The sequence below is a fragment of the Streptacidiphilus albus JL83 genome (assembly GCF_000744705.1).
Lineage (GTDB): Bacteria > Actinomycetota > Actinomycetes > Streptomycetales > Streptomycetaceae > Streptacidiphilus > Streptacidiphilus albus.
Genome location: NZ_JQML01000001.1, coordinates 4537698 through 4562542 on the forward strand (window position 1 = coordinate 4537698; position 24845 = coordinate 4562542).

Annotated in this window: 16 protein-coding genes, 1 rRNA gene, 1 pseudogene and 1 riboswitch; of the genes and pseudogenes, 8 read left to right on the forward strand and 10 right to left on the reverse strand. The window is 73.4% G+C overall.

Annotated elements, in window-relative coordinates; all coding sequences use genetic code 11:
* Positions 1–96 precede the first annotated feature (96 nt).
* The 3 genes from BS75_RS19595 to BS75_RS19605 all read right to left on the reverse strand — a co-directional run bounded on the left by BS75_RS19595 (position 97) and on the right by BS75_RS19605 (position 5583).
* Positions 97–1615 (reverse strand): 16S ribosomal RNA (locus BS75_RS19595).
* 530 nt (positions 1616–2145) lie between these two features.
* Positions 2146–4047 carry an ATP-binding SpoIIE family protein phosphatase gene (locus tag BS75_RS19600; RefSeq protein WP_034089181.1) on the reverse strand — a complete coding sequence of 634 codons (1902 nt, stop codon included), beginning with the start codon at positions 4045–4047 and terminating at the stop codon, positions 2146–2148.
* A 189-nt stretch (positions 4048–4236) separates the two neighbouring features.
* Positions 4237–5583, reverse strand: a complete 1347-nt coding sequence (locus BS75_RS19605; RefSeq protein WP_042441102.1) for an NAD(P)/FAD-dependent oxidoreductase — start codon at positions 5581–5583, stop codon at positions 4237–4239.
* 351 nt (positions 5584–5934) lie between these two features.
* On the opposite strand from BS75_RS19605, the gene BS75_RS19610 reads away from it, so the two are divergent.
* Together BS75_RS19610 and BS75_RS19615 are read left to right on the forward strand one after the other, a co-directional pair.
* Positions 5935–6741 (forward strand): TetR/AcrR family transcriptional regulator, encoded by an 807-nt coding sequence (locus tag BS75_RS19610; RefSeq protein ID WP_081982451.1) that lies wholly within the window; start codon positions 5935–5937, stop codon positions 6739–6741.
* A 251-nt stretch (positions 6742–6992) separates the two neighbouring features.
* Positions 6993–8975: a sigma-70 family RNA polymerase sigma factor gene (locus BS75_RS19615; protein WP_034089182.1), complete on the forward strand. Its 1983-nt coding sequence runs from the start codon at positions 6993–6995 to the stop codon at positions 8973–8975.
* A 48-nt stretch (positions 8976–9023) separates the two neighbouring features.
* Here the strand turns inward: BS75_RS19615 and BS75_RS19620 are convergent, their stop codons facing one another.
* From BS75_RS19620 to BS75_RS46730, 3 genes are all read right to left on the reverse strand, one after another.
* Positions 9024–9698 carry a DsbA family oxidoreductase gene (locus tag BS75_RS19620; RefSeq protein ID WP_034089183.1) on the reverse strand — a complete coding sequence of 225 codons (675 nt, stop codon included), beginning with the start codon at positions 9696–9698 and terminating at the stop codon, positions 9024–9026.
* 38 nt (positions 9699–9736) lie between these two features.
* The gene (locus BS75_RS19625; RefSeq protein ID WP_042440630.1) at positions 9737–10243 is read right to left on the reverse strand and encodes a universal stress protein; all 507 of its coding nucleotides are present in this window, start codon (positions 10241–10243) and stop codon (positions 9737–9739) included.
* Between the two features lie 127 nt (positions 10244–10370).
* A complete protein-coding gene (locus BS75_RS46730) occupies positions 10371–12932 on the reverse strand; it encodes an asparagine synthase-related protein (RefSeq protein ID WP_052069550.1) in 2562 nt (853 codons plus the stop codon).
* Between the two features lie 538 nt (positions 12933–13470).
* On the opposite strand from BS75_RS46730, the gene BS75_RS19635 reads away from it, so the two are divergent.
* The 6 genes and pseudogenes from BS75_RS19635 (at position 13471) to BS75_RS43435 (ending at position 21169) form a co-directional block, all read left to right on the forward strand.
* Complete coding sequence (locus BS75_RS19635) at positions 13471–14934, forward strand: hypothetical protein (RefSeq protein WP_034089184.1); 1464 nt, start codon at positions 13471–13473, stop codon at positions 14932–14934.
* 74 nt (positions 14935–15008) lie between these two features.
* Positions 15009–16205, forward strand: coding sequence for an L-2-hydroxyglutarate oxidase (gene lhgO / locus BS75_RS19640; RefSeq protein WP_034089185.1), 1197 nt, complete (start codon positions 15009–15011; stop codon positions 16203–16205).
* Between the two features lie 231 nt (positions 16206–16436).
* Positions 16437–17087 (forward strand): tRNA (guanosine(46)-N7)-methyltransferase TrmB, encoded by a 651-nt coding sequence (gene trmB, locus BS75_RS19650; protein ID WP_408022545.1) that lies wholly within the window; start codon positions 16437–16439, stop codon positions 17085–17087.
* 71 nt (positions 17088–17158) lie between these two features.
* Positions 17159–18943 carry a PrsW family intramembrane metalloprotease gene (locus BS75_RS19655; protein WP_231607834.1) on the forward strand — a complete coding sequence of 595 codons (1785 nt, stop codon included), beginning with the start codon at positions 17159–17161 and terminating at the stop codon, positions 18941–18943.
* Between the two features lie 181 nt (positions 18944–19124).
* Complete coding sequence (locus tag BS75_RS19660; protein ID WP_034093378.1) at positions 19125–20765, forward strand: coiled-coil domain-containing protein; 1641 nt, start codon at positions 19125–19127, stop codon at positions 20763–20765.
* A 93-nt stretch (positions 20766–20858) separates the two neighbouring features.
* A pseudogene (locus BS75_RS43435) lies at positions 20859–21169 on the forward strand (hypothetical protein).
* Between the two features lie 33 nt (positions 21170–21202).
* On the opposite strand, the gene BS75_RS19670 reads toward BS75_RS43435, so the two are convergent.
* The 4 genes from BS75_RS19670 to BS75_RS19685 form a co-directional block, all read right to left on the reverse strand.
* Entirely contained in the window at positions 21203–22231 is a 1029-nt protein-coding gene (locus tag BS75_RS19670; RefSeq protein WP_052069553.1) for a M23 family metallopeptidase, read from the reverse strand.
* Between the two features lie 12 nt (positions 22232–22243).
* A riboswitch (cyclic di-AMP (ydaO/yuaA leader) is annotated at positions 22244–22397 on the reverse strand.
* A 156-nt stretch (positions 22398–22553) separates the two neighbouring features.
* Positions 22554–22976: a VOC family protein gene (locus tag BS75_RS19675; RefSeq protein WP_408022546.1), complete on the reverse strand. Its 423-nt coding sequence runs from the start codon at positions 22974–22976 to the stop codon at positions 22554–22556.
* A 65-nt stretch (positions 22977–23041) separates the two neighbouring features.
* Positions 23042–23689: a thioredoxin family protein gene (locus BS75_RS46735; protein ID WP_052069554.1), complete on the reverse strand. Its 648-nt coding sequence runs from the start codon at positions 23687–23689 to the stop codon at positions 23042–23044.
* 148 nt (positions 23690–23837) lie between these two features.
* Positions 23838–24773, reverse strand: coding sequence for an undecaprenyl-diphosphate phosphatase (locus tag BS75_RS19685; protein ID WP_034089187.1), 936 nt, complete (start codon positions 24771–24773; stop codon positions 23838–23840).
* Between the last annotated feature and the right edge of the window lie 72 nt (positions 24774–24845).

Genomic DNA, 24845 nt, shown 5'->3' on the forward strand with positions numbered 1-24845 from the left:
GAATAGTCAACGTTCCACCCATGAGCGAACCAGCACCGGACAGTCGCCGGTGTACTGGCCCTCTGCCCGACCGAAGCCGGGAGAAGAGCTCCTTAGAAAGGAGGTGATCCAGCCGCACCTTCCGGTACGGCTACCTTGTTACGACTTCGTCCCAATCGCTGGTCCCACCTTCGACAGCTCCTTCCCTTGCGGGTTAGGCCACCGGCTTCGGGTGTTACCGACTTTCGTGACGTGACGGGCGGTGTGTACAAGGCCCGGGAACGTATTCACCGCAGCAATGCTGATCTGCGATTACTAGCAACTCCGACTTCATGGGGTCGAGTTGCAGACCCCAATCCGAACTGAGACCGGCTTTTTGAGATTCGCTCCACCTCGCGGTATCGCAGCTCATTGTACCGGCCATTGTAGCACGTGTGCAGCCCAAGACATAAGGGGCATGATGATTTGACGTCGTCCCCACCTTCCTCCGAGTTGACCCCGGCAGTCTCCTGTGAGTCCCCGACATTACTCGCTGGCAACACAGAACGAGGGTTGCGCTCGTTGCGGGACTTAACCCAACATCTCACGACACGAGCTGACGACAACCATGCACCACCTGTATACCGACCACAAGGGGGCGACCATCTCTGGCCGTTTCCGGTATATGTCAAGCCTTGGTAAGGTTCTTCGCGTTGCGTCGAATTAAGCCACATGCTCCGCTGCTTGTGCGGGCCCCCGTCAATTCCTTTGAGTTTTAGCCTTGCGGCCGTACTCCCCAGGCGGGGAACTTAATGCGTTAGCTGCGGCGCGGACCACGTGGAATGTGACCCACACCTAGTTCCCAACGTTTACGGCGTGGACTACCAGGGTATCTAATCCTGTTCGCTCCCCACGCTTTCGCTCCTCAGCGTCAGTAATGGCCCAGAGATCCGCCTTCGCCACCGGTGTTCCTCCTGATATCTGCGCATTTCACCGCTACACCAGGAATTCCGATCTCCCCTACCACACTCTAGCCTGCCCGTATCGAATGCAGACCCGGAGTTAAGCCCCGGGCTTTCACATCCGACGTGACAAGCCGCCTACGAGCTCTTTACGCCCAATAATTCCGGACAACGCTCGCACCCTACGTATTACCGCGGCTGCTGGCACGTAGTTAGCCGGTGCTTCTTCTGCAGGTACCGTCACTTGCGCTTCTTCCCTGCTGAAAGAGGTTTACAACCCGAAGGCCGTCATCCCTCACGCGGCGTCGCTGCATCAGGCTTTCGCCCATTGTGCAATATTCCCCACTGCTGCCTCCCGTAGGAGTCTGGGCCGTGTCTCAGTCCCAGTGTGGCCGGTCGCCCTCTCAGGCCGGCTACCCGTCGTCGCCTTGGTAGGCCATTACCCCACCAACAAGCTGATAGGCCGCGGGCTCATCCTGCATCGCCGGAGCTTTCCACGCACACCCCATGCGGGGATGCGTCGTATCCGGTATTAGACCTCGTTTCCAAGGCTTGTCCCAGAATGCAGGGCAGATTGCCCACGTGTTACTCACCCGTTCGCCACTGATCCACCCCGAAGGGCTTCACCGTTCGACTTGCATGTGTTAAGCACGCCGCCAGCGTTCGTCCTGAGCCAGGATCAAACTCTCCGTGAATGTTCTCGGGATATCCCGATCGCACTCGCGTTGAGCGGCACAGCGACCGGCGGAATAGCCGATCCCGTGCACTGCGTCCTCGCTAGTGTTTACTACAGTTTTTCCCAAAGGAACCTCGACCGTCCACATGATGTGGCCGGACGGGGTATCAACATTTGGCGTTGACTTTTGGCACGCTGTTGAGTTCTCAAGGAACGGACGCTTTCTTCAAGACCCTTTCACCGGTCTCTCCGAGCGCTTCGTTTCGTTCTTCGTTGTTTAGCTTAGCAGACCGTTTCACCAGTCTGTTTCGCCAGTTCTTGCTCCGTCTTCCCGCGCCGTTTCCGGCCCGTTCCGACGAGTGAAACTCTAGCGGTTTCTCGTCAGTGACGCGAATTCCGCCGCATTCCCCGAATCAGGGCATCACGAACCAGAGGTCGCCTTGCGTCTGATTGATCAGGGGATGGCCGCTCCAGGACCGGCCGCGCTCAGCGCGTTCGGGGCTCCTGTTCTTGCAGCTCGACGTACATTAGGCGGCGGGTGAGTCGATGTCAAACCGATCGCTGACGGACCGTCTGGCGTGGCGTGGGCAGCAGGAAGTCGCACCAGACGGCCTTCCCGCCGTCCGGCGTACGACGGGTGCCCCAGCTGGAAGCGATGGTCGCGATGATGGCGATGCCCCGGCCGGACTCGTCCACCGGTTCGGCCCGGCGACGGCGTGGCAGGTGGTCGTCGGCGTCGGTCACTTCCACCGTGAGCCGGCGGTCGGTGCGGCGCAGTCGCAGTCGCATCGGCGGATGTCCGTGGGTGAAGGAATTGGAAACGAGTTCGCTCACCGCCAGTACGCCCAGATCGAGGAGTTCCTCGCCGAGTCGCCAGGAGGCGAGGACGCCGCTGGTGAAGGCTCGCGCACTGGAAACCGCCTCGGCGCCGCCGAGCAGGTCGAGCGAGGCGCTGCGGAAGAGCTCGGCCGAGTCGGCGTCCCGTTCGGGGAGCTGGAAGACCAGGGCGGCGACGTCGTCGTCGTGGTCCGGGGTGACGCCCATAGCACGGAGCAGCCGGGCGCAGATGACCTCCGGGTGGCCGGTGGCGCCCGCGAAGGTGCCGGCCAGTCCGTCCAGGCCCTCGTCGATGTCCTGGCCCCGGCGTTCCACCAGGCCGTCGGTGTAGAGGACGCCGGTGGCCCCGGTGACCAGGGCGACGTTGGCCGAGGTGTGCAGCCAGCCGCCGGTGCCGAGCGGCGGGCCGCAGGGGTCGTCGGGGCGGGTCACCGAGCCGTCGGGTTCGCGGATCATCAGCGGCAGGTGGCCGGCCGAGGAGTAGGTGAGCAGCTGCTCACTGGGGTCGTAGACGGCGTAGAGGCAGGTGGCGATGAGGGTGGGGTCGATCTCGGCGGCGAGGACGTCGAGGAGTTGCAGGATCTCGTGCGGCGGCAGGTCGAGCCGGGCGTAGGCCCGGACCGCCGTGCGGAGCTGCCCCATGACGGCGGCGGCGCGCATGCCGCGCCCCATGACGTCGCCGATGACCAGCGCCGTCCGGCCGCCGCCGAGGGTGATCACGTCGTACCAGTCGCCGCCGACGGCGGCGTCCGGGCCGCCGGGCTGGTAGGTGACGGCGACACGGAGGTCGTCGGGCTGTTCGAGCTTCTGCGGGAGCAGGCTCCGCTGGAGGGTGACGGCGGCCTCGCGGTGCCGGCGCTCGCTCTCCCGGAGCCGTTCGGTGGCCAGCACCTGGTCGGTGACCTCGGCCCCGAAGACCAGGACGCCGCAGACGTCGTCGGCACGGGTGGTGCGGCGCGGGTGGCCGAAGGGCGCGAGGGAGGTGCGCAGCAGGCCTCGTCCGCTCTGCTCGTGCTGGTCCCGCTCCTGGCGGTGGTCGGCCGCCAGGGCTTCCAGCTGCAGACCGAGGTCCTCGTTGTCGCGCACCGGGGCGCAGACGAAGGTGTAGAAGCGGGGGCGCTCGGCGGCGGCGCCATTGGTCGTACTGGCGCGCGAGGGGTGGGTGACCTTCCGCGCCTTGACGGTGCGGGGGCGGCCGGTACGGAAGGCCTGGTCCATCAGCGGCAGCAGTCCGAGCTCCTCCAGCTCCGGCATGACCTGGTGGGCGGGCACGCCTGTGGGGCGGGGCCCGAAGACGTCCGTGTACGCCCGGTTGAGGTAGCCGATCCGGTGTCCGGGGCCGTAGCTGACGGCGACCAGCGCGGGCAGGTGGGCCAGCACGTCGTGGACGGTCGGCTGGTCGTGGCTGCCGAACCCGTCCGAGTCGCTGTGCTGGGTCGGCAGCTCGGCGGCGGACAGCGGTTCGCCACCGGCGGCCGTCTCCGGCTCGGCCGGGGAGGTCCGGGGCGCGGCTGGGCCGGCGGTCGCGGTTGCAGCCGCGACCGCCGCCTTGGCCGAGGCCGAGGCTCGTCGCTGTCCTCCGGGTAGCCGGGCACTCCAGCGCGTGAGGTTCACAGGGCCTTTCCTCGGCCTTTCCGGGCGGGTCGGTCGGCACAAGCCGAACCACCGGAACGCCCCGGGACCTGGACCGGTACCGGGGCCGCGACGGCGGACGTTCGGACCAGTGTGACCGAAGTCCTGGGCGGGCGACATCATGACCGGGTACCCGACTCATTCCTCGCAGCGCGCTTTCAGGAATGATCCCTATCCACCATCGCCGTCCCGAAGCTCGCGTTCGACGAAGGTCTCGAAGACCGCGCGCGGCTGCTCCAGGGCGCCCATCGAGACGATCTCGCGCTTCAGCAGCCCGGCCAGCAGCCAGTCGGCCAGTACCCGGGCCTTCCGGTCCAGTGTCGGGACTCGCCGCAGGTGCACCGCGCGGTGCAGTAACCAGGCCGTCCGCCCGTGCAGCGCCCGGCCGCGCAGCTGCGCCACCCCCTGGTGCAGGCCGAGCGAGGTGAGCGAGCCCTTGAGCTCGTGCCGGTACTCGGTGGTCGGCTCGCCGCGCAGCGAGGCGAGCAGGTTGTCGGCGAGCACCCGGGCCTGACGGACCGCATGCTGGGCGTTGGGGGCGCAGCACTCCCCGGGCCGGGTGACGTCCGGTACGGCGGCGGCGTCCCCCGCCGCCCATACGTGTTCCGTACCGAGCACGCGCAGGGTGGAGTCGCAGCGCAGCCGCCCCTGGGCGTCGACGGGCAGCCCGGTCTCCCGGAGCACCGGGTTGGCGCGGACCCCGGCGGTCCAGACGAGGGTGCGCGCGGCGATCCGGGTGCCGTCGGAGAGCACCACCGCACCGTCCTCGTCGACCGAGATCAGCCGGGTACCGAGGCGCACCTCGATATTGCGCCCGCGCAGCTCCTCGGTGGTCCGCAGGCCGACGTCGGGTTCGGTCTCGGGCAGGATCCGTTTGCCGGCCTCGACCAGCACCCAGTGCATGTCCTCCGGCCGGAGACCCTGGTAGTGCCGGACCGCGTACCGGGCCATGTCCTCCAGTTCGGCGAGCGCCCCGGTGCCGGCGTAGCCGCCGCCGACGAAGACGAAGGTCAGCGCGGCCTCGCGGAGCGCCGCGTCCCTGGTGGAGGAGGCCAGGTCGAGCTGGGTGAGGACGTGGTTCCGCAGCGAGACCGCCTCCTCCACGCTGCGGAAGCCGATGCCGTGCTCGGCCAGTCCGGGCACCGGCAGGATCCTGGCGACCGCGCCCGGCGCCAGGACCAGGACGTCGTAGGGGATTTCGAGGTCGCGCGGCGGCCGTCCGGCGATGGCCGAGGGCACCGTGACGGTGGCCGTGCCGGGGGACGTCCGGAGCGAGCTCAGCCGCCCGTGCACCACCCGGGCGCGGGGCAGTACCCGGCGCAGCGGCACGATGACGTGCCGGGGGTCGACCGCCCCGGCGGCGGCCTCGGCCAGCAGCGGCTGGTAGGTCATGTACGACTTGGGGTCGACGACCGTGAGTTCGGCCTCCTCGGGGCGCAGCCGCTGCTGCAGCCTGAGGGCGGCGTAGAGGCCGACATGGCCGCCTCCGATGATCAGGATACGGGTGGGTGGGGTCACCGGTGTCACCGCTCCATTCCGCACCCTCGGCGGCTTCTTGTACATACTCTGTGCGAGATCCGTCGGGACGGCTGTGGTGAATGGGACTGCCCGAGCGGACCGGGCATGTGGACGTTAATCCACTGATCTGCGCATATGATCTACGCCGCGCCGGGCCCGCCCGGTGTGCAGCACCTAGGTGAGAGCTGACCAATTCCTTCAGGCAACCCCTGTTCGCTCCGATCTGCCCTCAACTATGGTCAGGAAGTCGTGAATCTATGGGGTGAGGCTTCGCCGCATGGTTCGCTACATCGAGTGCGTGTTGGGGGCATCGCATCCGAGCGGGGTGCCCACGGGGGGAGGACGATCGTCATGGTTCAACAGGAGCAGATTCTTCCGCATGTGGCGGAGGGTTCGATTCCGGAGCAGCGCAACGGGCTGTCACCGGCGCGGCGGGGCAACCAATTGCGGGTCGACGCGCGCCGCAATCTGGAGAGCGTGCTGCGGGCGGCCCGTGAGATCTTCGGCGAACTGGGCTACGGCGCACCGATGGAGGAGGTCGCCCGGCGCGCGGGGGTCGGGGTCGGCACGGTCTACCGGCGGTTCCCCAGCAAGGAGGTGCTGGTCCACCGGATCGCCTCGGAGGAGATCCAGTGGCTCACGGCGCAGGCCGAGGAGGCGCTGAGCGGCGATCAGCAGCCTTGGGACGCACTGGCCGGCTACCTGTCCCGCGCGGTCGCGACCGGCGCGGGGCGGCTGCTGCCGCCTGAGGCGTTCCAGCGCGCGCTGCTGCTGGACCGGGTTCCGCCGCAGTACGCGGGGGCGTCGCGGAGCGGCGAGGGCCTCCCGGCACAGCCGGCCGCGGACCCGACCGCCGGGCAGGCGGACGTCGATCCGGCCAGGCTGCAGGACCTGCTCGAACTGCTCTCCCGGCTGGTGGCGCTGACCCGGGCGGCCGGGGACCTGCGGCCCGGGGTGACCGTGGCCGACGTGGTGCTCGTGCTCACCGCCTCGGTGCCGGTGCAGCCGGCGGCGCCCGAGGCGGCACGGCCGGAGTCCAGGGGCGGTGCGGTCGAGCCGCTCGGCTCCGGGAACGGCCGGGCCGAGGCCGGAGCTGCTGACGGCACGTCGGCGCGGCTGCTGCGGATCCTGCTGGACGGGCTGCGGGCGGGCTCCTAGCCCGCCGCCACCGGACCACCGCCGAGCGCCGCCGGACCACCGCCGGGCGCAACGGGACCACCGCCGGGCGCCACCAGGTCCCGGAGCCGGGCCAACCCGGCTCCGGCGGAGGACCGGTGGTAGCTCCTGTCTGCGATCCTCGCTCAGGCGTATGACCCGACGGCTCACGGACGGGTGATCTGCGCCCGGCACAGCGGTTGCGGCCGGTCCCCCGTGGCAGTCTTCAGCCGTGGAGCGACACAGGGCCGACCATGCGGGCTGACGGCCAGGACGAGCATGTCCCGGACCCGGCCGACCCGGGTACGGACGGGCCGGAGGGTGCGGGTCGGCAGGCGCCGGCTCCGGAGCCCCACGCCTCCTCGGAGCCCCCGGTCGCGGCGCTGGCCCAGGTGCCGCCGCAGGGCGGCAGCCGCCAGGTCCGCGCCCGGGGCGCAGCCGCCTCCGCCCCGACGGTCCCCGCCCCCGGCGGTCCGATCGACGACGACCTCGGCGGCGAACTCCCGCCCTCCGACGCCGCCCTGGCGGCGGCGGTGCGGGCGGGTGACGACGACGCCTTCGAGGAGCTCTACCGGCGCCACAGCGCCGCCGTCCGCCGCTACGCCCGTTCCTGCTGCCGCGACAACTTCACCGCCGAGGACCTGGCCGGCGAGGTCTTCGCGCGCACCCTGCAGGCGCTGCGCGCGGGCCGGGGACCCGATCTCGCGGTCCGCGCCTACCTGCTGACGGCAGTCCGCAACATCGCCGCGACCTGGAGCCGCAGCGACCGGCGCGAGCAGCTGGTCGACGACTTCACCGCCTTCGCGGCCACTTCCTCGGCCGTGGCCGCCGTGGACGTCACCGACCCCGGCGCGGACACCCGGGCGATGGCGGAGCTGGACCGCTCGCTGGTCTGGCGGGCGTTCAGCCGGCTCGACGCCGACGACCGGATGCTGCTCTGGCACACCGCCGTGGAGCAGGAACCGCCGCGCCAGGTAGCCCTGCTGATCGGCAAGACCGCCAACGCCACGGCGGTGCAGGCGAGTCGGGCCCGCGACCGGCTGGCGATGGAGTTCCTGCAGGCCCATGTCTCGGACACGCAGGCCTCCGACTGCGAGCGCTACGCCAGCAAACTCGGGGCGTTCGCCCGGGGCTCGTTGGGCAAGCGCGCGGCCGGGGGCGTGCAGGGACACCTGGAGGACTGCGCCCGGTGCAGCGCCGCCTGCCTGGAGCTGGTGGACCTCAACCACACCCTGCGGGAGGTGCTTCCGGCCGGGCTGCTGGTCTGGGTCGGCTCGGGCTATGCCACGGCGCTCGCCGCCGGGCTCGCGGGCGGAGCCGTCGTCGGCGGCGCGGCGGTCGGCGGTGCGGCAGTGGCCGGCGGCACGACGGCCACCGGTGCGGCGGCCGGTGCCGGTGCGGCGGCCGGTGCCGGTGCGGCGGCCGGGACGGGTGCGGCCGGCTCGGGCGGGTCGGCGGCGGGCGGAGCGGCTGCGGAGGGCCTCGGCCTGCCGGCCAAGGCCGGCATCGCGGCGGCGGTGACGATCGTCGGGATCGCCGGAATCGCGTATGCGCTCTCCGGCAGCGACCCCAAGAAGCCGGCTCCGCCGAAGCCCCGTCAGGTGGTGGCTGCGGCACGTCCGACGGTGGCCCCGCCACCGCCCGCACCGAAGCCGACGCCGCCCACCCCGCCGCCACCGCCGCCCGTTCCGGCCCCGCCGCCGCCCAGGCCCCGGCCCACGCCGCCGCCGAGGCCCCGGCCCCGGCCGGCCGCCCGGCCCCGGCCGCGCCCGCGACCCGCACCGCCGGTCCCGCTGGCGGACTACTACGCGGACGCGCTGCCGTACGAGGGCTTCGGCAGCGTCGACGGGCCGAGCCTGAGCAACGATCCCGGCAGCGGGGTGTGGCAGCGGACCGGGGACGTCCGGGTCGGCGGCACCACCTATGCGCGCGGCATCACCATGAACGCCCCGGCAGCCACCACCATCGACCTCAATACCGGCTGCAGCGAGTTCGACGCCTACGTCGGGATCGACGATCTGACGATGGACATGGGGGCGGTGCAGTTCTCGGTGCTGGACGACGGCAGCGGTCGCACCCTGTGGCAGTCGGGTGTGGTGACCGGTGGCGAGGCCGCGGTGCCGGTCCGGGTCGGACTGCGCGGTGTGGCCGCGATCCGGCTGGTGGTGGTCCGGGCCGACGGCTCCTACCTCGGGGACGCGGCCGACTGGGCGGACGCCCGCTTCAGCTGCCGGTAGCCGCACCCCGCGCCACCCGCCGTGCCGGCGCCCCCGCGCCGGCGCGGATCAGATCGCGCAGCTGCCGTCGTCGCCGCAGGCGTCGCCCTGGGCCGACGGCGGCACCGCCTGCTCCAGCGCCTGCAGGAAGGCGGAGGTCTCCTGCGCGCCCTGGACCGCCCAGCTGCCGTCGAAGACGAAGGTCGGCACGGCGGTGATGCCCAGCGCCCGAGCCTCCGCCAGCTCCGCCCGGACCTCGGCCAGGCCCTCGTCCGAGGGGAGGAACGCCTCGACCCGGGCCCGGTCCAGGCCGGCCGCGACGGCGGTCCCGGTGAGCGCGGCGAAGTCGCCGACGTCCACGCCCTCGGCGAAGTGGGCGGCGAGCAGCCGCTCCTTGAGGTCGTGCTGGACCGACAGCGGGTACTCGGTGGCGGCGAGCCACAGCAGCCGGTGCGCGTGCAGGGTGTTCACGTGCAGCGCGGTGTCGAAGTCGTAGGTGATGCCCTCGCTGCGGCCGAGCGCCGCCACCCGGTCGTCCATGGCGCGGGACTGCGGCCCGTAGCGCTCGGCCAGCCAGGCGCGGTGCGGCACGGCCTCGGCGGGCGCTTCCGGGACCAGCTGGTAGGGCTTGTAGACGACCTCGACCTGCTCGGCGCGGGGGAAGGCCGCGAGCGCCCGCTCGAAGCGGCGCTTGCCGATGTAGCACCACGGGCACGCGATGTCACTGTAGATCTCGACCTTCACGGAACCGCTCCCAGCTGTCGTACTCATTGTCTGCCTTGTCAGGAATGAGAACGGGCGCCGACGTCCCGGTATTCCGGCGCCGGGACGATCAGCACCGGGCAGCTCGCGTGGTGGGTCAGCGTGCTCGCCACCGAGCCCAGCAGCAGCCGGGCGAAGCCGCCGTTGCCGCGTGCCCCGAGGACCAGGGTGTGGTGCCGGACGGAGGCGGTGAGCAGTGCCTCCACCGGGTTGCCCAGGATGATGTGCAGCGAGAGCCGGGGCGGGTCCGGGTGGCGGGCGAGGACGGCGTCCACCCCGCGCACCACGACCTCCGACATGCCGCCGATCAGCCGTTCGATGCTCTCCTGGACCAGGTCGGCCATGCCCGGCGTGTAGCCGCTGGGGGCGGGGTTGACGGAGGCGACGACGTACACCGGGAGGCCGTGGGCGGCGGCCTCGTCGACGGCGCGGTCCAGGGCCCAGAGCGAGCCGTCCGAGCCGTCCACGCCGACGACCACGCCGGGCGTCGCATTGGCGTCGGGGAGCTGGCGGGAGACGAGGTACATGCTGCCCATCGTGCGGCCCGGGGCCCTGCCGGAACGCGGGGCACGCCGGGACGCGGGACACGCCGGTCGCCGTCCGGCACGGGCCCCGGCCGAGCCGGGGGGGGTCAGGGCACGCCGATGCCGGGGGTCAGGGCACCCCGATGGGGTCGGCGGCCGGCGGGCTCTTCGGCCCCGAGGGGCCGGTGGGGCCCGGCGGGCCGCCCGGGTACGGGGCGCGCGGGTGCGGCGTGTGGGCGGCGGGGGCGCTGCCGGCGCCGTACACGGTGTGACCCAGGGGGCTGTGGGACGTCTGGGAGCCGTGGTCGGCACCCTCCGCCGGCACCGCCTGGCCCGGTGCGGTGTGCCCCGGCGCCGGCCGGGCGACCAGGGCGAGCCGTTCCCGCAACGGCATGCCGGTCCAGCAGGAGCCCTGCCGGGCGTGCAGCCGGCGGAGCCACAGCTCGGTGGCGACGATGTCGGCGAGCCCGTCGAGCGGGACCGCCCCGCCGCCGCAGGCGCGGTGCAGTGCGGCGCGGAAGACGTCCGGCTGGAGCAGGCCGAGCTCGGCCAGCAGCGGCGCGGCGAAGATCCGGTCCAGCGCGCCGGCCGAGCGGCGCAGCCCGGCGCGGACGGTCTCGACGGCGGCGTACGGGTCGGGCGGCACGCCGTTGCCCCAGCCGTCCGGGACCCGGTCGATGCCGACGCCGGTCAGTACCGACCGGAGGATCGCGTGCCGGGCGCCCGGCTGGACCCGGACCGAGTCGGGGACGAGTCGGCAGGCGCGGACGACCTGGTTGTCCAGGAAGGGGGCGTGCAGCCGCTGGCCGTGCGCCTCCTCGACTATCTGGGTGAGCACCCGGAACTCGGCGGCGTGCCGGTGCATCGCCTGCCGGGCCCGGCGCGCGCCGGGCCGCTCGTCCGGGGCGGCCCGCCGGGCGGCCAGCCGCAGCCGGACCGCGACCGCCGCCAGCGCGTCGTCGCTCAGCCAGCGGGCGGCGGGGCCCGGCGTGCACCAGGCGAGGGCGTCCACGGAGGCCCCGCCGGCGCTGTCCGGCTCGGAGGCGCGGCGGGCCATCAGCGCGACCGCCGCGTCCTCCAGCCCCTCGGCGTAGGAGGTGCGGGCGAGTCGGCGGGCGGCGCGCAGCACCGCGACCGGGGTGCCCAGGGTCCCGTGCACCGGGTGGCCGAGGCTGTCCGCGCGGGCGAGCGCGGCGACCGGACGCATCAGCGGCATCCGGTTGCGTTCCAGCAGCAGGTCGGCCAGCCGGGCCGGGTTGCCGTCCAGCACCTGGCGTCCGCCGTGGCCGCTGAGGTGGTCGGTGCCGGCGTCGGCGAACCGGTGGCGCTGGCGCAGCGCCGCGACCAGCGCGGACCCCGGCTCGTCGGTGAGCGGGCCGGCGAGCGGGCCGTCCAGCAGGTCGGCGTAGGGCAGTGCCTCGGGTCCGCCGGGGACGACCAGGTGCCGCAGTCGGGGATGGCCGGAGGCGAGGGCCTGGGCGCGGACCAGTTCGGCGGTGCGGGAGGGGGCGGGCGGCTCCTCCGTCGCCTCGTGGGTGTCGGTGTAGGTGACGACCAGCAGCAGCCGGTCGGCCGGGGCGGCGGGCGGTCCGCCGGGGCGGGCCCAGGAGCCGCGCACGGCGCCGGTGGTGCGCGGCTCCCCGCCCGGACCGGGCGGGCCGTGGTGGACGCTGCGGTAGCTGGTGGGGTCGCCCCAGCGCTCCTCGGTGGTCGGCCGCCGGGGCGCGCCGGCCTGCTCCTCCTCCTGCTCCTGTTCCTGCTCCAGGTACGGGTACCTGGCCGGGTACCCGGGGCCCGCGCCCCCGGGCCCGACGGCCGGGCGCGCGGGGACGGTCGGGACGGTGGCGGCGAGCAGGGTGAGCACGCTGGAGGCGCTGCCGCCGGAGAGGTCGGTGCTGACCCGGTGGTCCGGCACCGGCGGCGCGTCCGGCTCGCCGCGGACCCGGCAGCGGACGGCTCCGAGCAGGCTGCGGGTGACCTCGCCGGTGGCGGCGGCCTCGGTGACCGCGACGCTGCCGGGGGCTCCCGCCCCGGGTTCGTAGGCGGCGGTCTGCGGGCCGCCGGCGAAGATGCTGAGCGCGTACGCGGGCTGCACCCGGCGCACGCCCAGGAAGGGGCTGCCGTCGCCGAGGGAGTCGGCGGCGTCCGGCAGCGCGAGCCGGGCGGCCAGGTGCAGCGGGTCCACCGGGGCGCCGACCAGGTCGGCGAGCGGCAGGGCGGCGGTGGCGTAGGCGGTGCCGCCGCACCAGGCGGTGTGGAAGACCGGCCGGACCCCGGCCAGGTCGCCGAGGACGGTGGTGCGGCTGCCCTGCTGCAGCACCACCGTGTAGCTGCCGGGCCAGCTGGTGAGGTGGCGCAGCGCCCCGCCGCTGGCGGCGAGCAGCGCGGTGCGCAGCTCGCGGTCGCTGGCGCCGCAGCGGCCGAGGACGGCGAGCCGGGCGACGGCGCCGTCGGCCGCGGAGGGGTCCTCGGGATCGTCCGGCAGGTTCGGGAAGCCCCGGTGCACCCGGTCGCTGGCGTGGTGGTGCTGGCGGAAGACGGCGACGGTGTGGATCTCCTCGGGCCGCCAGTCGCCGACCGCCCAGAGCGGGTCGGGTCCGGGCCAGAGCAGCCGGCCGCCGAGGGGGCGCAACTCGCGCAGCCCGGGCTCGTCGGCGGCGGACGCGCCGTTCCATCCCACCAACCACCGCATGGCTGCCTCCACAGGCTGTGGACAAGATGCTCGCGGCCTGCTGTCGCACCGTCAGAACACATGGTGCCACCGGCCGGCCGAGTCATCCGCTGGGAAGACCGGACCGATTTGCGGAAGATTCAGGGTGTTAACAGTCCATCAACGGACGAAACGCCGTTCGTCGGACGCACACCCGTCCTGACCTGGACGGGAAAATGCAGATCCAAATGCAGACCGGGAGGCGTCCGCACACCCCCCGGTCCGACCCACCACCGCGCGGGGATGTACGGCGGCGGTCTCCCCCGACCTGCCGGGTCCTCAAGGCGCTCTGGCTCCGCGCCGGCAGGCCGACCCACACCGGTCATCCAACCCCCGGCCCGCGGCACCGGGCAGGGAGCACGACAGGGCGCACGGCCACATCGCACGGGGGCACGGCCGAAAGATATTTCGGAGCGGTATCGCGCCATCCGGCCCGCCGCCCCTTAACCCTGGGAACCTGGGGAACTACTCTGGGTGTACCGGGGCACCGTCGGCAGAGCGCGAGGGGGTGGAACCAGGCATGACCACCAGCGTACGAGGACCGAACGAGAAGCTCGGCACACTGCTGTCGCTCGCCGGGATCAGCAATGCCGGGCTCGCTCGCAGGGTCAACGACCTGGGCGCGCAGCGGGGGCTCACCTACCGGTACGACAAGACGTCGGTGGCCCGCTGGGTGACCAAGGGCATGGTCCCGCAGGGGGCGGTCCCGCATCTGATCGCGACCGCGATCGGCGGGAAGCTCGGCCGGAGCGTGCCGCTGGAGGAGATCGGGCTCGGCGGCAGCGACCCCATGCCCGAGATCGGCCTGGCCTTCCCGCGCGAGGTGCAGGAGGCCGTGCACCACGCGACCGAGCTCTGGCTGCTCGACCCGGACGCCGCCGGGGGCCGCAAGGGCGGGTGGTGGGACAGTCTGGCGGGTACGTTTTCGGTCACCGCGTACGCGACCCCGGTCTCCCGCTGGCTGATCACCCCGGCGGACGGCTCGGTCGCCCGGGAGGCGCCGGTACTGCTCGGCCTGGAGGACGCGCCGCGCACCCGGACCCTGCTGGGCACCGGCGAGCGCACCCACCGGGTCGGCCACACCGACGCCGCGAAGCTGCGGCAGGCGGCCGAGGAGGCCCGGCGCTGGGACTCCCGCTACGGCGGCGGCGACTGGCGGTCGTCGATGGTGCCGGAGTGCCTGCGGCAGGACGCGGCGCCGCTGCTGCTCGGCTCCTACAGCGACGAGGTCGGCCGGGCACTGTTCGGCGCGACCGCCGAGCTGACCAGGCTGGCCGGGTGGATGGCCTTCGACACCGGGCAGCACGAGGCGGCGCAGCGCTACTACATCCAGGCACTGCGGCTGGCCAGGGCGGCGGCGGACGTGCCCTTCGGCGGCTACGTGCTGGCCTCGATGAGCCTGCAGGCGACCTACCGGGGCGCGGCGGACGAGGGCGTCGACCTGGCCCAGGCTGCGATCGAGCGCAACCGGGGCCTGGCGACGGCCCGGACCATGAGCTTCTTCCACCTGGTGGAGGCCAGGGCGCACGCCCGCGCCGGGAACACCCAGGCGTGCGAGCTGGCACTGGCCGCCTCCGAGAGCTGCTTCGAGCGCTCCCGCCCGGGGGACGCCGATCCGGCCTGGATCGACTTCCACTCCTACGACCGGCTCGCCGCCGACGCCGCCGAGTGCTACCGCGACCTGGGCATCCCGGTGAAGGTGCGGGAGTACACGGCCTACGCGCTGGCCGCCCCGACCGAGGAGTACGTCCGCTCGCACGGGCTGCGGCTGGTGGTCTCCGCGCTGGCCGAGCTGGACGACGGCGACCTGGACGCGGCGGTGGCGGCCGGCAGCCGGGCGGTGGCGGTGGCCGAGCGGATCTCCTCCCAGCGCACCCGCGAGTACGTCCAGGAGATGCTCCGCCGGCTGGAGCGCTACCAGGGCGAGGGCCAGGCCGAGGAGTTGGCCCGGCGCGCCCGGATGGTGCTCGCGGCGCCGGTCTGAGCCGTCCGCCCCTGGCTGTCGGTCGCGCGTGGGACGATCTCTGACGTGCGGGGCCGGGACGGAAGGGGTACGGCGTGGGGTACGACTGCGACGTGGTGGTGATCGGCGGCGGGATCGTGGGCCTGTCCACGGCCTACGCCCTCAATCGGGCCGCGCCCGGGACCTCGGTGATCGTGCTGGAGAAGGAGACCCGGATCGCCGCGCACCAGACCGGGCGCAACAGCGGGGTGATCCACAGCGGCCTCTACTACCGCCCGGGTTCGCTGAAGGCCAGGTACGCGGTCGAGGGCGCCCGGGAGACGGTCGAGTTCTGCCGCGAGCAGGGCGTCCCGCACCGGGTCACCGGCAAACTGGTGGTCGCCACCGACAGCACCGAACTGCCCCGGCTGCACGCCCTGGCCCAGCGCGGGCGCGAGCACGGGCTGCCGATACGCGAGCTGGGACCGGCCGGGATAGTCGAGTTCGAACCGCACGCCGCGGGCATCGCCGCGCTGCACGTCGGCTCCACCGGCATCTGCGACTACCCGGCGATGGCGGCTGCGCTCGCCGAGCTGTCCGGTGCGCAGCTGCGCACCGGGGGCGCGGTCACCGCGGTCGTGCGCCGGAGCGACGGCGTCACCGTCACCACCCCGCTGGCCGAGGTCCGGGCCCGGGTGGTGGTCAACTGCGCCGGGCTGCAGAGCGACCGGATCGCCCGGCTGGCCGGGGACGAGCCCGGGGTCCGGATCGTGCCGTTCCGCGGCGAGTACTTCACCCTCGCCCCGCGCGCCCGCGACCTGGTCCGGGGGCTGGTCTACCCGGTGCCCGACCCGGCCTTCCCCTTCCTCGGCGTGCACCTCACCCGGGACCTCCACGGCGGGGTCCACGTCGGCCCCAACGCGGTGCCCGCGCTGGCCCGCGAGGGCTACCGCTGGGCCGACCTCAGCCCGCGCGACCTCGCCGGGACCCTGGCCTGGCCCGGCGCCTGGCGGCTCGGCGCCCGGCACTGGCGGGCCGAGGCGGCGGAGCTGCACCGCTCGCTCTCGCTCCGCGTGTTCGCCCGCGAGGTGCGCCGGCTGCTGCCCGAGTGCACCGCGGCCGACCTGGTCCCGGCCCCGGCCGGGGTCCGCGCCCAGGCCGTCGCCCGCGACGGCTCGCTGCTCGACGACTTCGTCTTCGCCCGTGCGCCGCGCACCGTCCACGTGCTGAACGCCCCCTCCCCGGCCGCGACCGCCTCGCTCCCGATCGGCCGCGAGGTCGCCCGCAGGGCGCTGGCCGCGCTGGCCGAGTGAGGCCGACCCGGACGGCTGCCAGAACCGGCACCGTAGACTTGGCGCCACTGTGACCAGCCATCTCCTCACCCCAGCCGACGCCGCCGGCGAGCCCGCTGCCGGGCCCGCCGACCGTGAGCCCGCCGACCGTGAGCCCGCCGACCGGCCGGAGCCGCCCCGCCCCGGGTCCCCGTCTCCCGGGAGATCCACACCGAGCAGCGGATCCGCAGCTTCCACCCGCGCAAGGGCCGGATGAGCGACGCCCAGCGCTCGGCCCTGGCCCGGCTGTGGAAGGTCTACGGCATACGCGTGGACGGCAAGGGCCTGCTCGACCTGCCCACCCTGTTCGGCTCCGCCGGGCAGCCGTCCGAGCTGCCGGTGGTGCTGGAGATCGGCTTCGGCATGGGCGACGCCAGCGCCGCCATGGCCGCCGCCGACCCGGCCACCGGCCTGCTGGCGGTGGACGTGCACACCCCCGGGCACGGCAACCTGCTGCGCCGGATCGAGTCCGACGGCCTGGCCAACGTCCGGCTCGCCGAGGGGGACGCGGTGGTGCTGCTGCGCGACCAGCTCGCGCCCGCGTCGCTGGCCGGGCTGCGGATCTACTTCCCCGACCCGTGGCCCAAGGCCAGGCACCAGAAGCGGCGGCTGGTCCAGCCCGAGTTCGTCGCGCTCGCGGCCTCGCGGCTGCGCCCCGGCGCGACCGTGCACCTGGCGACCGACTGGGAGCCCTACGCCGAGCAGATGCTCGAAGTCCTCAGCGCCTCGGCCGAGCTGGAGAACCTCCACCCGGACGGCGCCGGCTGGGCCCCGCGCCCCGACTGGCGCCCGGTGACCAAGTTCGAACGGCAGGGCATCGCCAAGGGCCACGTCGTCCACGATCTGCTCTTCCGCCGCCGCTGACGGTCCGGCCGTACCTCCGGGCTGCGGCAAACGCCTTACCTGCGGCTACGTGCCCCCGCTAGAGTCGTACGGTGAGCAGCTCCGAGCCCCAGCCGTCCCCGTCGCTCGACGACATAACCGTGGTGGCAGCAGCGGACCCGGCCGCGGACCTGCCGACCCACCCCGGCCCTCCACCGGAGGACGCCGGGCAACCGGCCGCCCTTCCGGTGCCCTCGGCCGAGGAGGGCAGCTCGGGCCTCGACCTGTCCGGGCGGTTCCGCTACAAGCCGCGCGGCAACCTGTTCGAGAGCAAGCTGCTGCGGCTGATCGCGCTGACGCTGCTGCTGGTCCTCTGCGGCGTCGGGATCCTGGCCAAGGTGCAGCGCCAGACCGGCACCTCCGAGATGCTGATCGGCATGGCGCTGGCGGTGCTGCCGGTGCCGCTGCTGCTCGGGGCGTTCTACTGGCTGGACCGGGTGGAGCCCAAGCCCCTGCGCAACCTGCTGTTCTGCTTCGCCTGGGGTTCGTGCGCCGCGACGCTGGTGGCCTTCGTCGCCAACACCTGGGCCACCGACCTGCTGATCAGCCATCAGATCGGCGGTGACGGGCAGACCCTGGGCGCCACCCTGGTCGCGCCGCTGGTCGAGGAGAGCGTCAAGGGATCCGCGATCCTGCTGCTGTTCCTGTTCCGCCGCAAGGACTTCAGCGGCATCGTCGACGGCGTGGTCTACGCGGGGTTCACCGCCACCGGCTTCGCCTTCACCGAGAACATCCTCTACCTGGGCCGCTCGGTGCTGGAGGGCCGTACCGAGGGCGAAGGCATCGCCTTCACCATCGAGACCTTCATCACCCGCGAGGTGATGTCGCCGTTCGCGCATCCGCTGTTCACCTCGATGACCGGGGTGGGCTTCGGCATCGCCGCGATGACCAGCAAGCGCTGGCTGAGGATCCTGGCGCCGATCTGCGGCTGGATCGTGGCGATGTTCATGCACGGCTCCTGGAACGGCTCCTCCGCGCTCGGCGGTCTCGGCTTCCTCGGCGTGTACTTCCTGTTCATGGTCCCGGTCTTCGGGCTGATGGTCTGGCTGGTGGTCTGGTCGCGGCGGAACGAGCTGCGGGCGGTGGGACGGCAGCTCCCGGTCTACGCCGGGGCCGGCTGGATCAGTCCGCCGGTGCCGCTGGTGCTCTCGTCGATGCGCACCCGCCGGCAGGCGGTCGACCTGGCCCGCTTCAACCAGGGCCAGGTCGGGGCCAAGCAGATGCGGGACTACCTGGGCTTCGCCACCTCGCTGGCGTTCCTGCGGCAGCGTGCCGAGCGCGGACTGGTCGGCGCCGAGTTCCCGGAGCGGGAGCAGGAGCTGCTGCACCACCTGTGGGAGCGCAAGGAGGCGGTGACCGGCGCGATCGCCCAGGTCGGCGCCCTGGAGTGGCAGCGGCTGCACCCGCCGCTGCGCCCGTTCCACGGCTACGCCCGGCCCCCGGGGGCCGGGTTCCCGCCCCCGCAGTACCCGGGTCCGGGATACCGCGGCCCGCAGTACCCGGGTCAGTACCCCGGCGCGTACCCGGGCGCCCACCCCGCGCCGGGCCGCGGCCCCTACCCGGTCGGGTACCCGGGGGCCTATCCGCCGGCCGGCTACCAGCAGCCGCCGGCGTACCTGCCCGCGCAGCCGCAGCCCGGCACCGGCTACCAGGCGCCGCCGCAGCCGTACCCGCAGCAGCCCTTCCCGCAGCAGCCGGCCCCGCAGCCGCACCACCCGTACCAGCCGCAGCCGCACCATCCGACCCATCACCACCCCGCGCCGCCGCAGTCGGCGGCGCCCACGGCCCCCGCGCCCGATCCGGGGCCGCCGGCCCCGCCGCCGCACCACCACCACTGACCGTTCCCCACGCGTCACTCCGCACCCTCGGGCCCCGGCCGGGCCGCACCTCCCGGCCGGGCACCGGATCGCACCGGAACCATCCGGGACACTTCCCGCGTTGTCCCTCTTATCCGCACGTCGCGTGCGGGACGCCGATATTGCGTCAGGAGGCCCGCGGATGACCGATGGCATCTATCGCATGGCTGTGACCAGCGGCCACGTCCACAAAGAGACGGTGTCGCTGGCCGAGGAGCAGGTCAGACAGTGGCTGAAGGCACAGCACTACGACGGCCCGGTCGGCGAAGAGGGACGGCACCGGGTCGGGGCGCAGGCCGTGCTCGACTGCTCGCTGAAGGAGCGCGTGCGCGGAGCCGGGGGCGCGAAGGAGTCACTCGCGCGCTGGCGACTTCGCGAGTTCACCACCCAGGGCATCTGGCAGACCACGCTCGCGGTGTCCACCCCCACCGGCGCGCGCACCTGGGTCCGGCTGGACACCGAGCTGCTGCCCGCCCGTGGCGTGCCCACCGCCAAGGCCCCCGTCCCCTCGCTCGCCCGCGGCCTGCTCGACGTCCTGGCCGCCACCGAGGGTGAGCACGCGGGCTCGGCCGCGGTGCACGGCATGCCGACGGTGATCGAGCGCGGCGCGCTGGACGAGGTCCTGGACGAGCTCTGCGACCCCGACCGGCGGCTGCCCATCGTCGTCGCCAGCACCCCCTCCCACACCGACTTCGAGGACTGGCTCGCCGAGACGGTCGACCCGCTGCTGCGGGGCTGCGCCGGCACCGCCGTCCTCTACGCCCTCGCGCCGGGCGCCGAACGGGAGTTCAACCGGGCCCTGGAGCACCACCGGGTCTACGGCGGCGCGGTGCGCACCTACCTCCCCGGGCTCGACCCGGCCTGGCAGCCGGACGCGCCCCGGCACCGGGTGATGGCCCGGCACACCTTCGAGACCGACCTGCGCCGCGCCTCCGGGCTGCTGGCCTGGCTCCCCCGGCGGCTGGCGGTGCAGACCCCGCTGCCGGAGGCGCTGGAAGCGCTCCCGCCGCTGCGCGCCCGGGGTCTGAGCGACGTCGGCGCCGAGATCGACGGGGTGCAGCCCGGATCGCTGCTGGTGGACGAGCACGAGGAGGAGGTGCTCGAACAGCGGGCCCGGGCCGGCGAGATCCAGGAGGTGCGGCGCTGGCTGCGCGCCGCCGAGGAGCGCGAGTCGGAGCTGGCCGCCGAGTACGACGAGCAGTACAGCGAGCTGCGCGCGGCCCGGACCCAGGTCCGCTCGCTGCGCGGACGGCTGGCCGAGGCCGGCTACTCGGACCTGCCGGAGCACGACCGGTTCGAGCGCGACCAGCAGCACGACCCGGCCTCGTTCGCCGAGCTGCTGGACCGGCTCGAAGGCGAGTTCCCGCTGCTCCGGTTCACCGGAGACGCCCGGCTCGGCCGCGACCTGGACCTCCAGACCGACCATCCGACCTGGGTCCGGATGGCCTGGGACGCGCTGCTCGCGCTCCAGGACTACGCGGCGGCGGCGGTACGCGGCGCCTCCGGCGGGGACTTCCGGCGCTGGTGCGAGAACACCCCGGCCGACTGCCACCCCTTCCCCCCGCGCAAGGTGATCCGGGACGAGTCGCGCACCGTCCGCTCGCACGGCAAGTGGAAGAGCGAGCGGGAGCTGCCGGTCCCGGTCGAGGTCAATCCGGCCGGCGAGGTCTTCATGGGCGCCCACCTCCGGATAGGCGGCGGCGGTACCGCTCCCCGGCTGCACTACCACGACGACTGCTCGGGGACGGGCCTGATCTACATCGGCTACATGGGCCTGCACCTGCACAACACCCGCACCAACTGACCGTCCGCCGGCCGGGTTAGGGTGCTGGGAGCGGATCCGGACCACCGGGTCCGGAGCCCGCACGCCCCACCCGTCCCCGGAGGTCGAACAACGATGGCACGCATTCCCTCGTCCCTGGTCGCCGCGAGCGGGCTGATCGGCGGCTTCGGCCTGGCCCGGCGACGAAGAAGCGCGAGCTCGGCGGCGCGGCACTGCTCGCCGCCGGGACGGTCGCGGCGGTGCAGTGGCAGCGGGCCGCCGGTCCGGCCGCGACGGCCGCACTCGCGGGGCTCTATGTCGCCGCGTTCGCCGGCTCGCACCCGCTGGCCAAGAAGCTCGGCGCCTGGCCGTCGGTGCTCACCGTCGCGAGCGGCGTGGCCGTGGCGTCCTGGGCGGTGGCGGACCGCCGGGTCGCTCCCCGCTGAGCCGGGGCCCTTCGGGGAGCAGCAGCGGCCGGGTCAGATACCGAGGCCGTGCTCGGCCAGCCAGACGGACGGGTCGACCGGCTCGCCACCGCCGGGGCGGACCTCCAGGTGCAGGTGCGGGCCGCTGACGTTGCCGGTCGCGCCGACCCGGCCGATCGGCTGACCGGCCGTCACCTCGCCGCCGCCGACGCCGATCGAGGAGAGCTGGCAGTACCAGATCTCGGTGCCGTCGGGCAGGGTCTCCACGATCCGGTAGCCGTAGGCCCCGGCCCAGCCGGCCGAGGTGACCGTGCCCCGGCCCACGGCCACGACCGGGGTGCCGGTGGCGGCGGCGAGGTCCAGACCGGTGTGGAGGTGCGACCAGTAGGAACCGGACTGTCCGAAGCCGGCCCCGGGCACCGCGCCCGGCACCGGGACGACCAGCTCACCGAGGTCCTGGGCGCTCCGCGCCTGCTCCGCCTCGGCATCGCGCGCCTGCTCCGCCGCCCGGGCCTCCGCCTGCGCTGCTGCCCGGGCCGCCGCCTGGGCGTTCTCCTGGGCCAGGGCCTCGGCCCGGAGCGCCTGCTCGTGCTGGACGGCCTGCTCCGCGGCCAGCTGTGCCGCCCGGCTCTCCGCCTCCGCCTGCGCCGCGGCCTCGGCCCGGGCCGCTGCCTGCGCCCGTTCCTCGGCCTCGGCCTTGGCCGTGGCCTCGGCCTTCGCCGCCGCTGCGGCGGCGGCCTGACGACGGGCCGCGTCGTCCGCGTCGGCGCGCTGCTGCGCGGACTGGGTCCGGATCCGCTCGGCCAGGGCCGTGCCCGGGTCGAGCAGTCGGCTGCCGACGGCGGTGGCCCCGGCGGGCAGCGCGTCGTTGCTGTGGTCGGCCACGCTCACCGTGCCCTTGTTGCTCAGCGTCAGCGTGTCGCTGACGGTCGCCGCTCTGGCGGGGGCCGCGAGGCCGATCGCCCCGGTCGCGCCGACGGCGGCCATGGCCGCGAGTCCGAGGACGGTGCCGGAAGCGATCCCGGCGGGGCGCTGCGGCACCTCGGTCTGTACAGGTGCCCAAGCGGACTGGTACGACGCCACGGCCGGCGTACTCCTTTCCTTCCCTCACGCCGACCGGGTTAGCTGACGGGTTCGGAGAGGAAGGTCCCCTACGGCCGCGAACGGCCGATTCACCCCAGATACGTGGTTCCCCGGCTCCCGGCCGTCACGGGAAGTGACGGCCAGCAGGATTAGGCGACAGCGCACGACGCCGTTCGTCGAACAGCAGAACTTCGTGCTGCGTTATCAAACGTTAATCCTAGAGGCGGTTGATTCCAAGTGGTTCGGGGAGCCAGCTGGGACTTGACGCACCGTCTGCGGCCTTTGTCCGTATTCGAGGCGTCCGGGTTCGTCCGGTCCGGACTCAGCGGACCAGGCAGAACTCGTTCCCCTCCGGATCGAGCATCACCTGGAACGCGCCCTCCGCGTCCCGCTGGACCTCGCCCACAGCCACCGCCCCGATCCGGAGCAGGGCCGCGCGCACCAGCGCGATGTCGGCCACGTCGATGTCCAGGTGCAGCCGGTTCTTCCGGCCCGGCTTTCCCTCCGGCACGGCCTGGAAGGCGAGTCGGGGCTGTCCTCCCGGCGGGTCCACGTAGGACCAGTCGCCGGCCCGGTCCACCGGGCTCCCGCCGAGCAGCGCCGCCCAGAACCGCACCAGCCGCGCGGGGTCCGCGCAGTCGACCACGATCTCGTCCAGCCGCCCTATGCCGAGGCCCACGACCGGCCCCGGATACGTGTCCGCACCTGTTCCGCTGTCCGTGTCGGTCTCCGCACTCGTCGCCACAGGGCCACGCTAGCCCCGGAGCGCCCCGCTGCGGGAGGTCCGTGCACGTGGGAGGCCGAAATCCGTCAGCCCCCGGTCGTGTAGAGCCAGTTCACCAGGGTGCCGGCCAGGGCGTCGGCGCTGAGGTCGCGGGCGTCGGCGTACACGCCGCCGGTGCCGGAGTTGAGCACCCGGCCGTCCGGGCCGAGTTCGACCAGCGCCGGGATGCCGACGGCGCTGAGCCGGAGGTAGCGCCCGGCCAGGTCGGTGTTCCGGTCGAAGTGCCCGACGTCCACGGTGACCAGGTGGTAGTTGCGGGACAGCACCTGGTGCACGCCGACGTTCTCCAGCAGCGCGGACAGCGCCTGGCAGTCCTCGCACCAGGCGGAGCCGAAGTCCAGCAGCACCGGCCGGCCGTCCGCCTTCGCCGCCGCGAGGGCCGAGGCGACGGCCGCCGGGGCGTCCGCCGCCGGGTTGTAGCTGTCGGGCACCGGCGCGGGGGTGACCGTGGGCAGCGGCGGGAACGGCCGGGCGACGCCGAGGTAGCCGGGCCCGCCCGCCCGGTGCGCGTCGTCGGCGCTGCCGTCCGAGGAGGAGGAGCGGGACGCGGCCGGGCCGGAGCCGGGCCGGGGGCGTCCGGTGCCGGCCACGGTGGTGCAGCCGGCCAGCGCCGAGGCCGCCAGCGAGCCGGCCAGGGCGAGCGCCAGCGTCCCGAGCAGTCCGCGGCCGGTCACGGCGGGCCCTCCCTCGTCCGGGTCGGGGCGAGGACCGCCCCTCGGACCCATTCGAGCAGGCCCGCCGGGCGGGGCGGGGCCGACCGTCCAGCCGCCGCGCGGCAATCACCCGTGCGGGTGAGCCAGGGGCGCACCGGTGCGAGCCGGTTCAGGTCAGCGAGAGGTAGGCGATGCTGCCGAGGCCGGCCAGGGTGCAGTAGATCGCGAACGGGGTGAGCGTCCGGGTCTCGAAGTACTTCGTCAGGAAGCGCACCGCGACGTAGCCGGCCACGAAGGCGGCGACCGAGCCGGCCAGCACCTGGCCGCGGATGCCGTCCCCGGCCGAGCCGAGCAGCGAGGGCACCTTGAGCAGCGCGGCCGCCCCGATCACCGGGGTGGCCAGCAGGAAGGCGAAACGGGCGGAGTCCTCGTGGCGCAGGCCCTTGAAGATGCCGGTGCTCATGGTGACGCCGGAGCGGCTGATGCCGGGCAGCAGCGCCAGGATCTGCGCGCCGCCGACCACCAGGGCCTGCTTCCAGGTCAGCTTGGCGGTGATCCGGCGGTCGGAGACCTCGTCCGGGTGCAGCGCTTCGCCGTCCGGGCCGTGCTCCTCGATCCCGGCGTCGCCGGCCCGCCGCCGGCCGCTGCCGCCCCGCTTCAGCCGCTCGGCGACATAGAGGACCAGGCCGTTGAGGGTGAGGAAGACCGCGGCCACGATCGGCGTGCCGAGGGCGTCCTGGAAGAACTTGTTCAGCGCCAGGCCGACGACGCCGACCGGCACGGTCGCCACGATCAGCAGCCAGGCGAGCTTCTCGTTCACCGTCTCTATGCGGCGGTGGCGGACGGAGCTGATGAAACCGCCGATGACCCTGACCCAGTCCCGCCAGAAGTAGACGACCAGGGCGAGCGCGGTGGCCAGGTGCAGCCCGATCAGCACGCTCAGGTAGGGCGAGCCGGCCGCGGAGACATTGAGGTCCCGCTTCCAGGAGCCGCCGATCAGGGCGGGCACCAGGATGCTGTGGCCGAGGCTGGAGACCGGGAAGAGCTCAGTGACGCCCTGCATGAGGCCGACGCCGATCGCTTCTGGATACGTGAGGACGGACATCGAAGGGCCTTCGGCTGTAAGGAATGCAGAGTCTGGGCAGTCAGAAAGTACTACAGCCGTGTAGACCCCTCG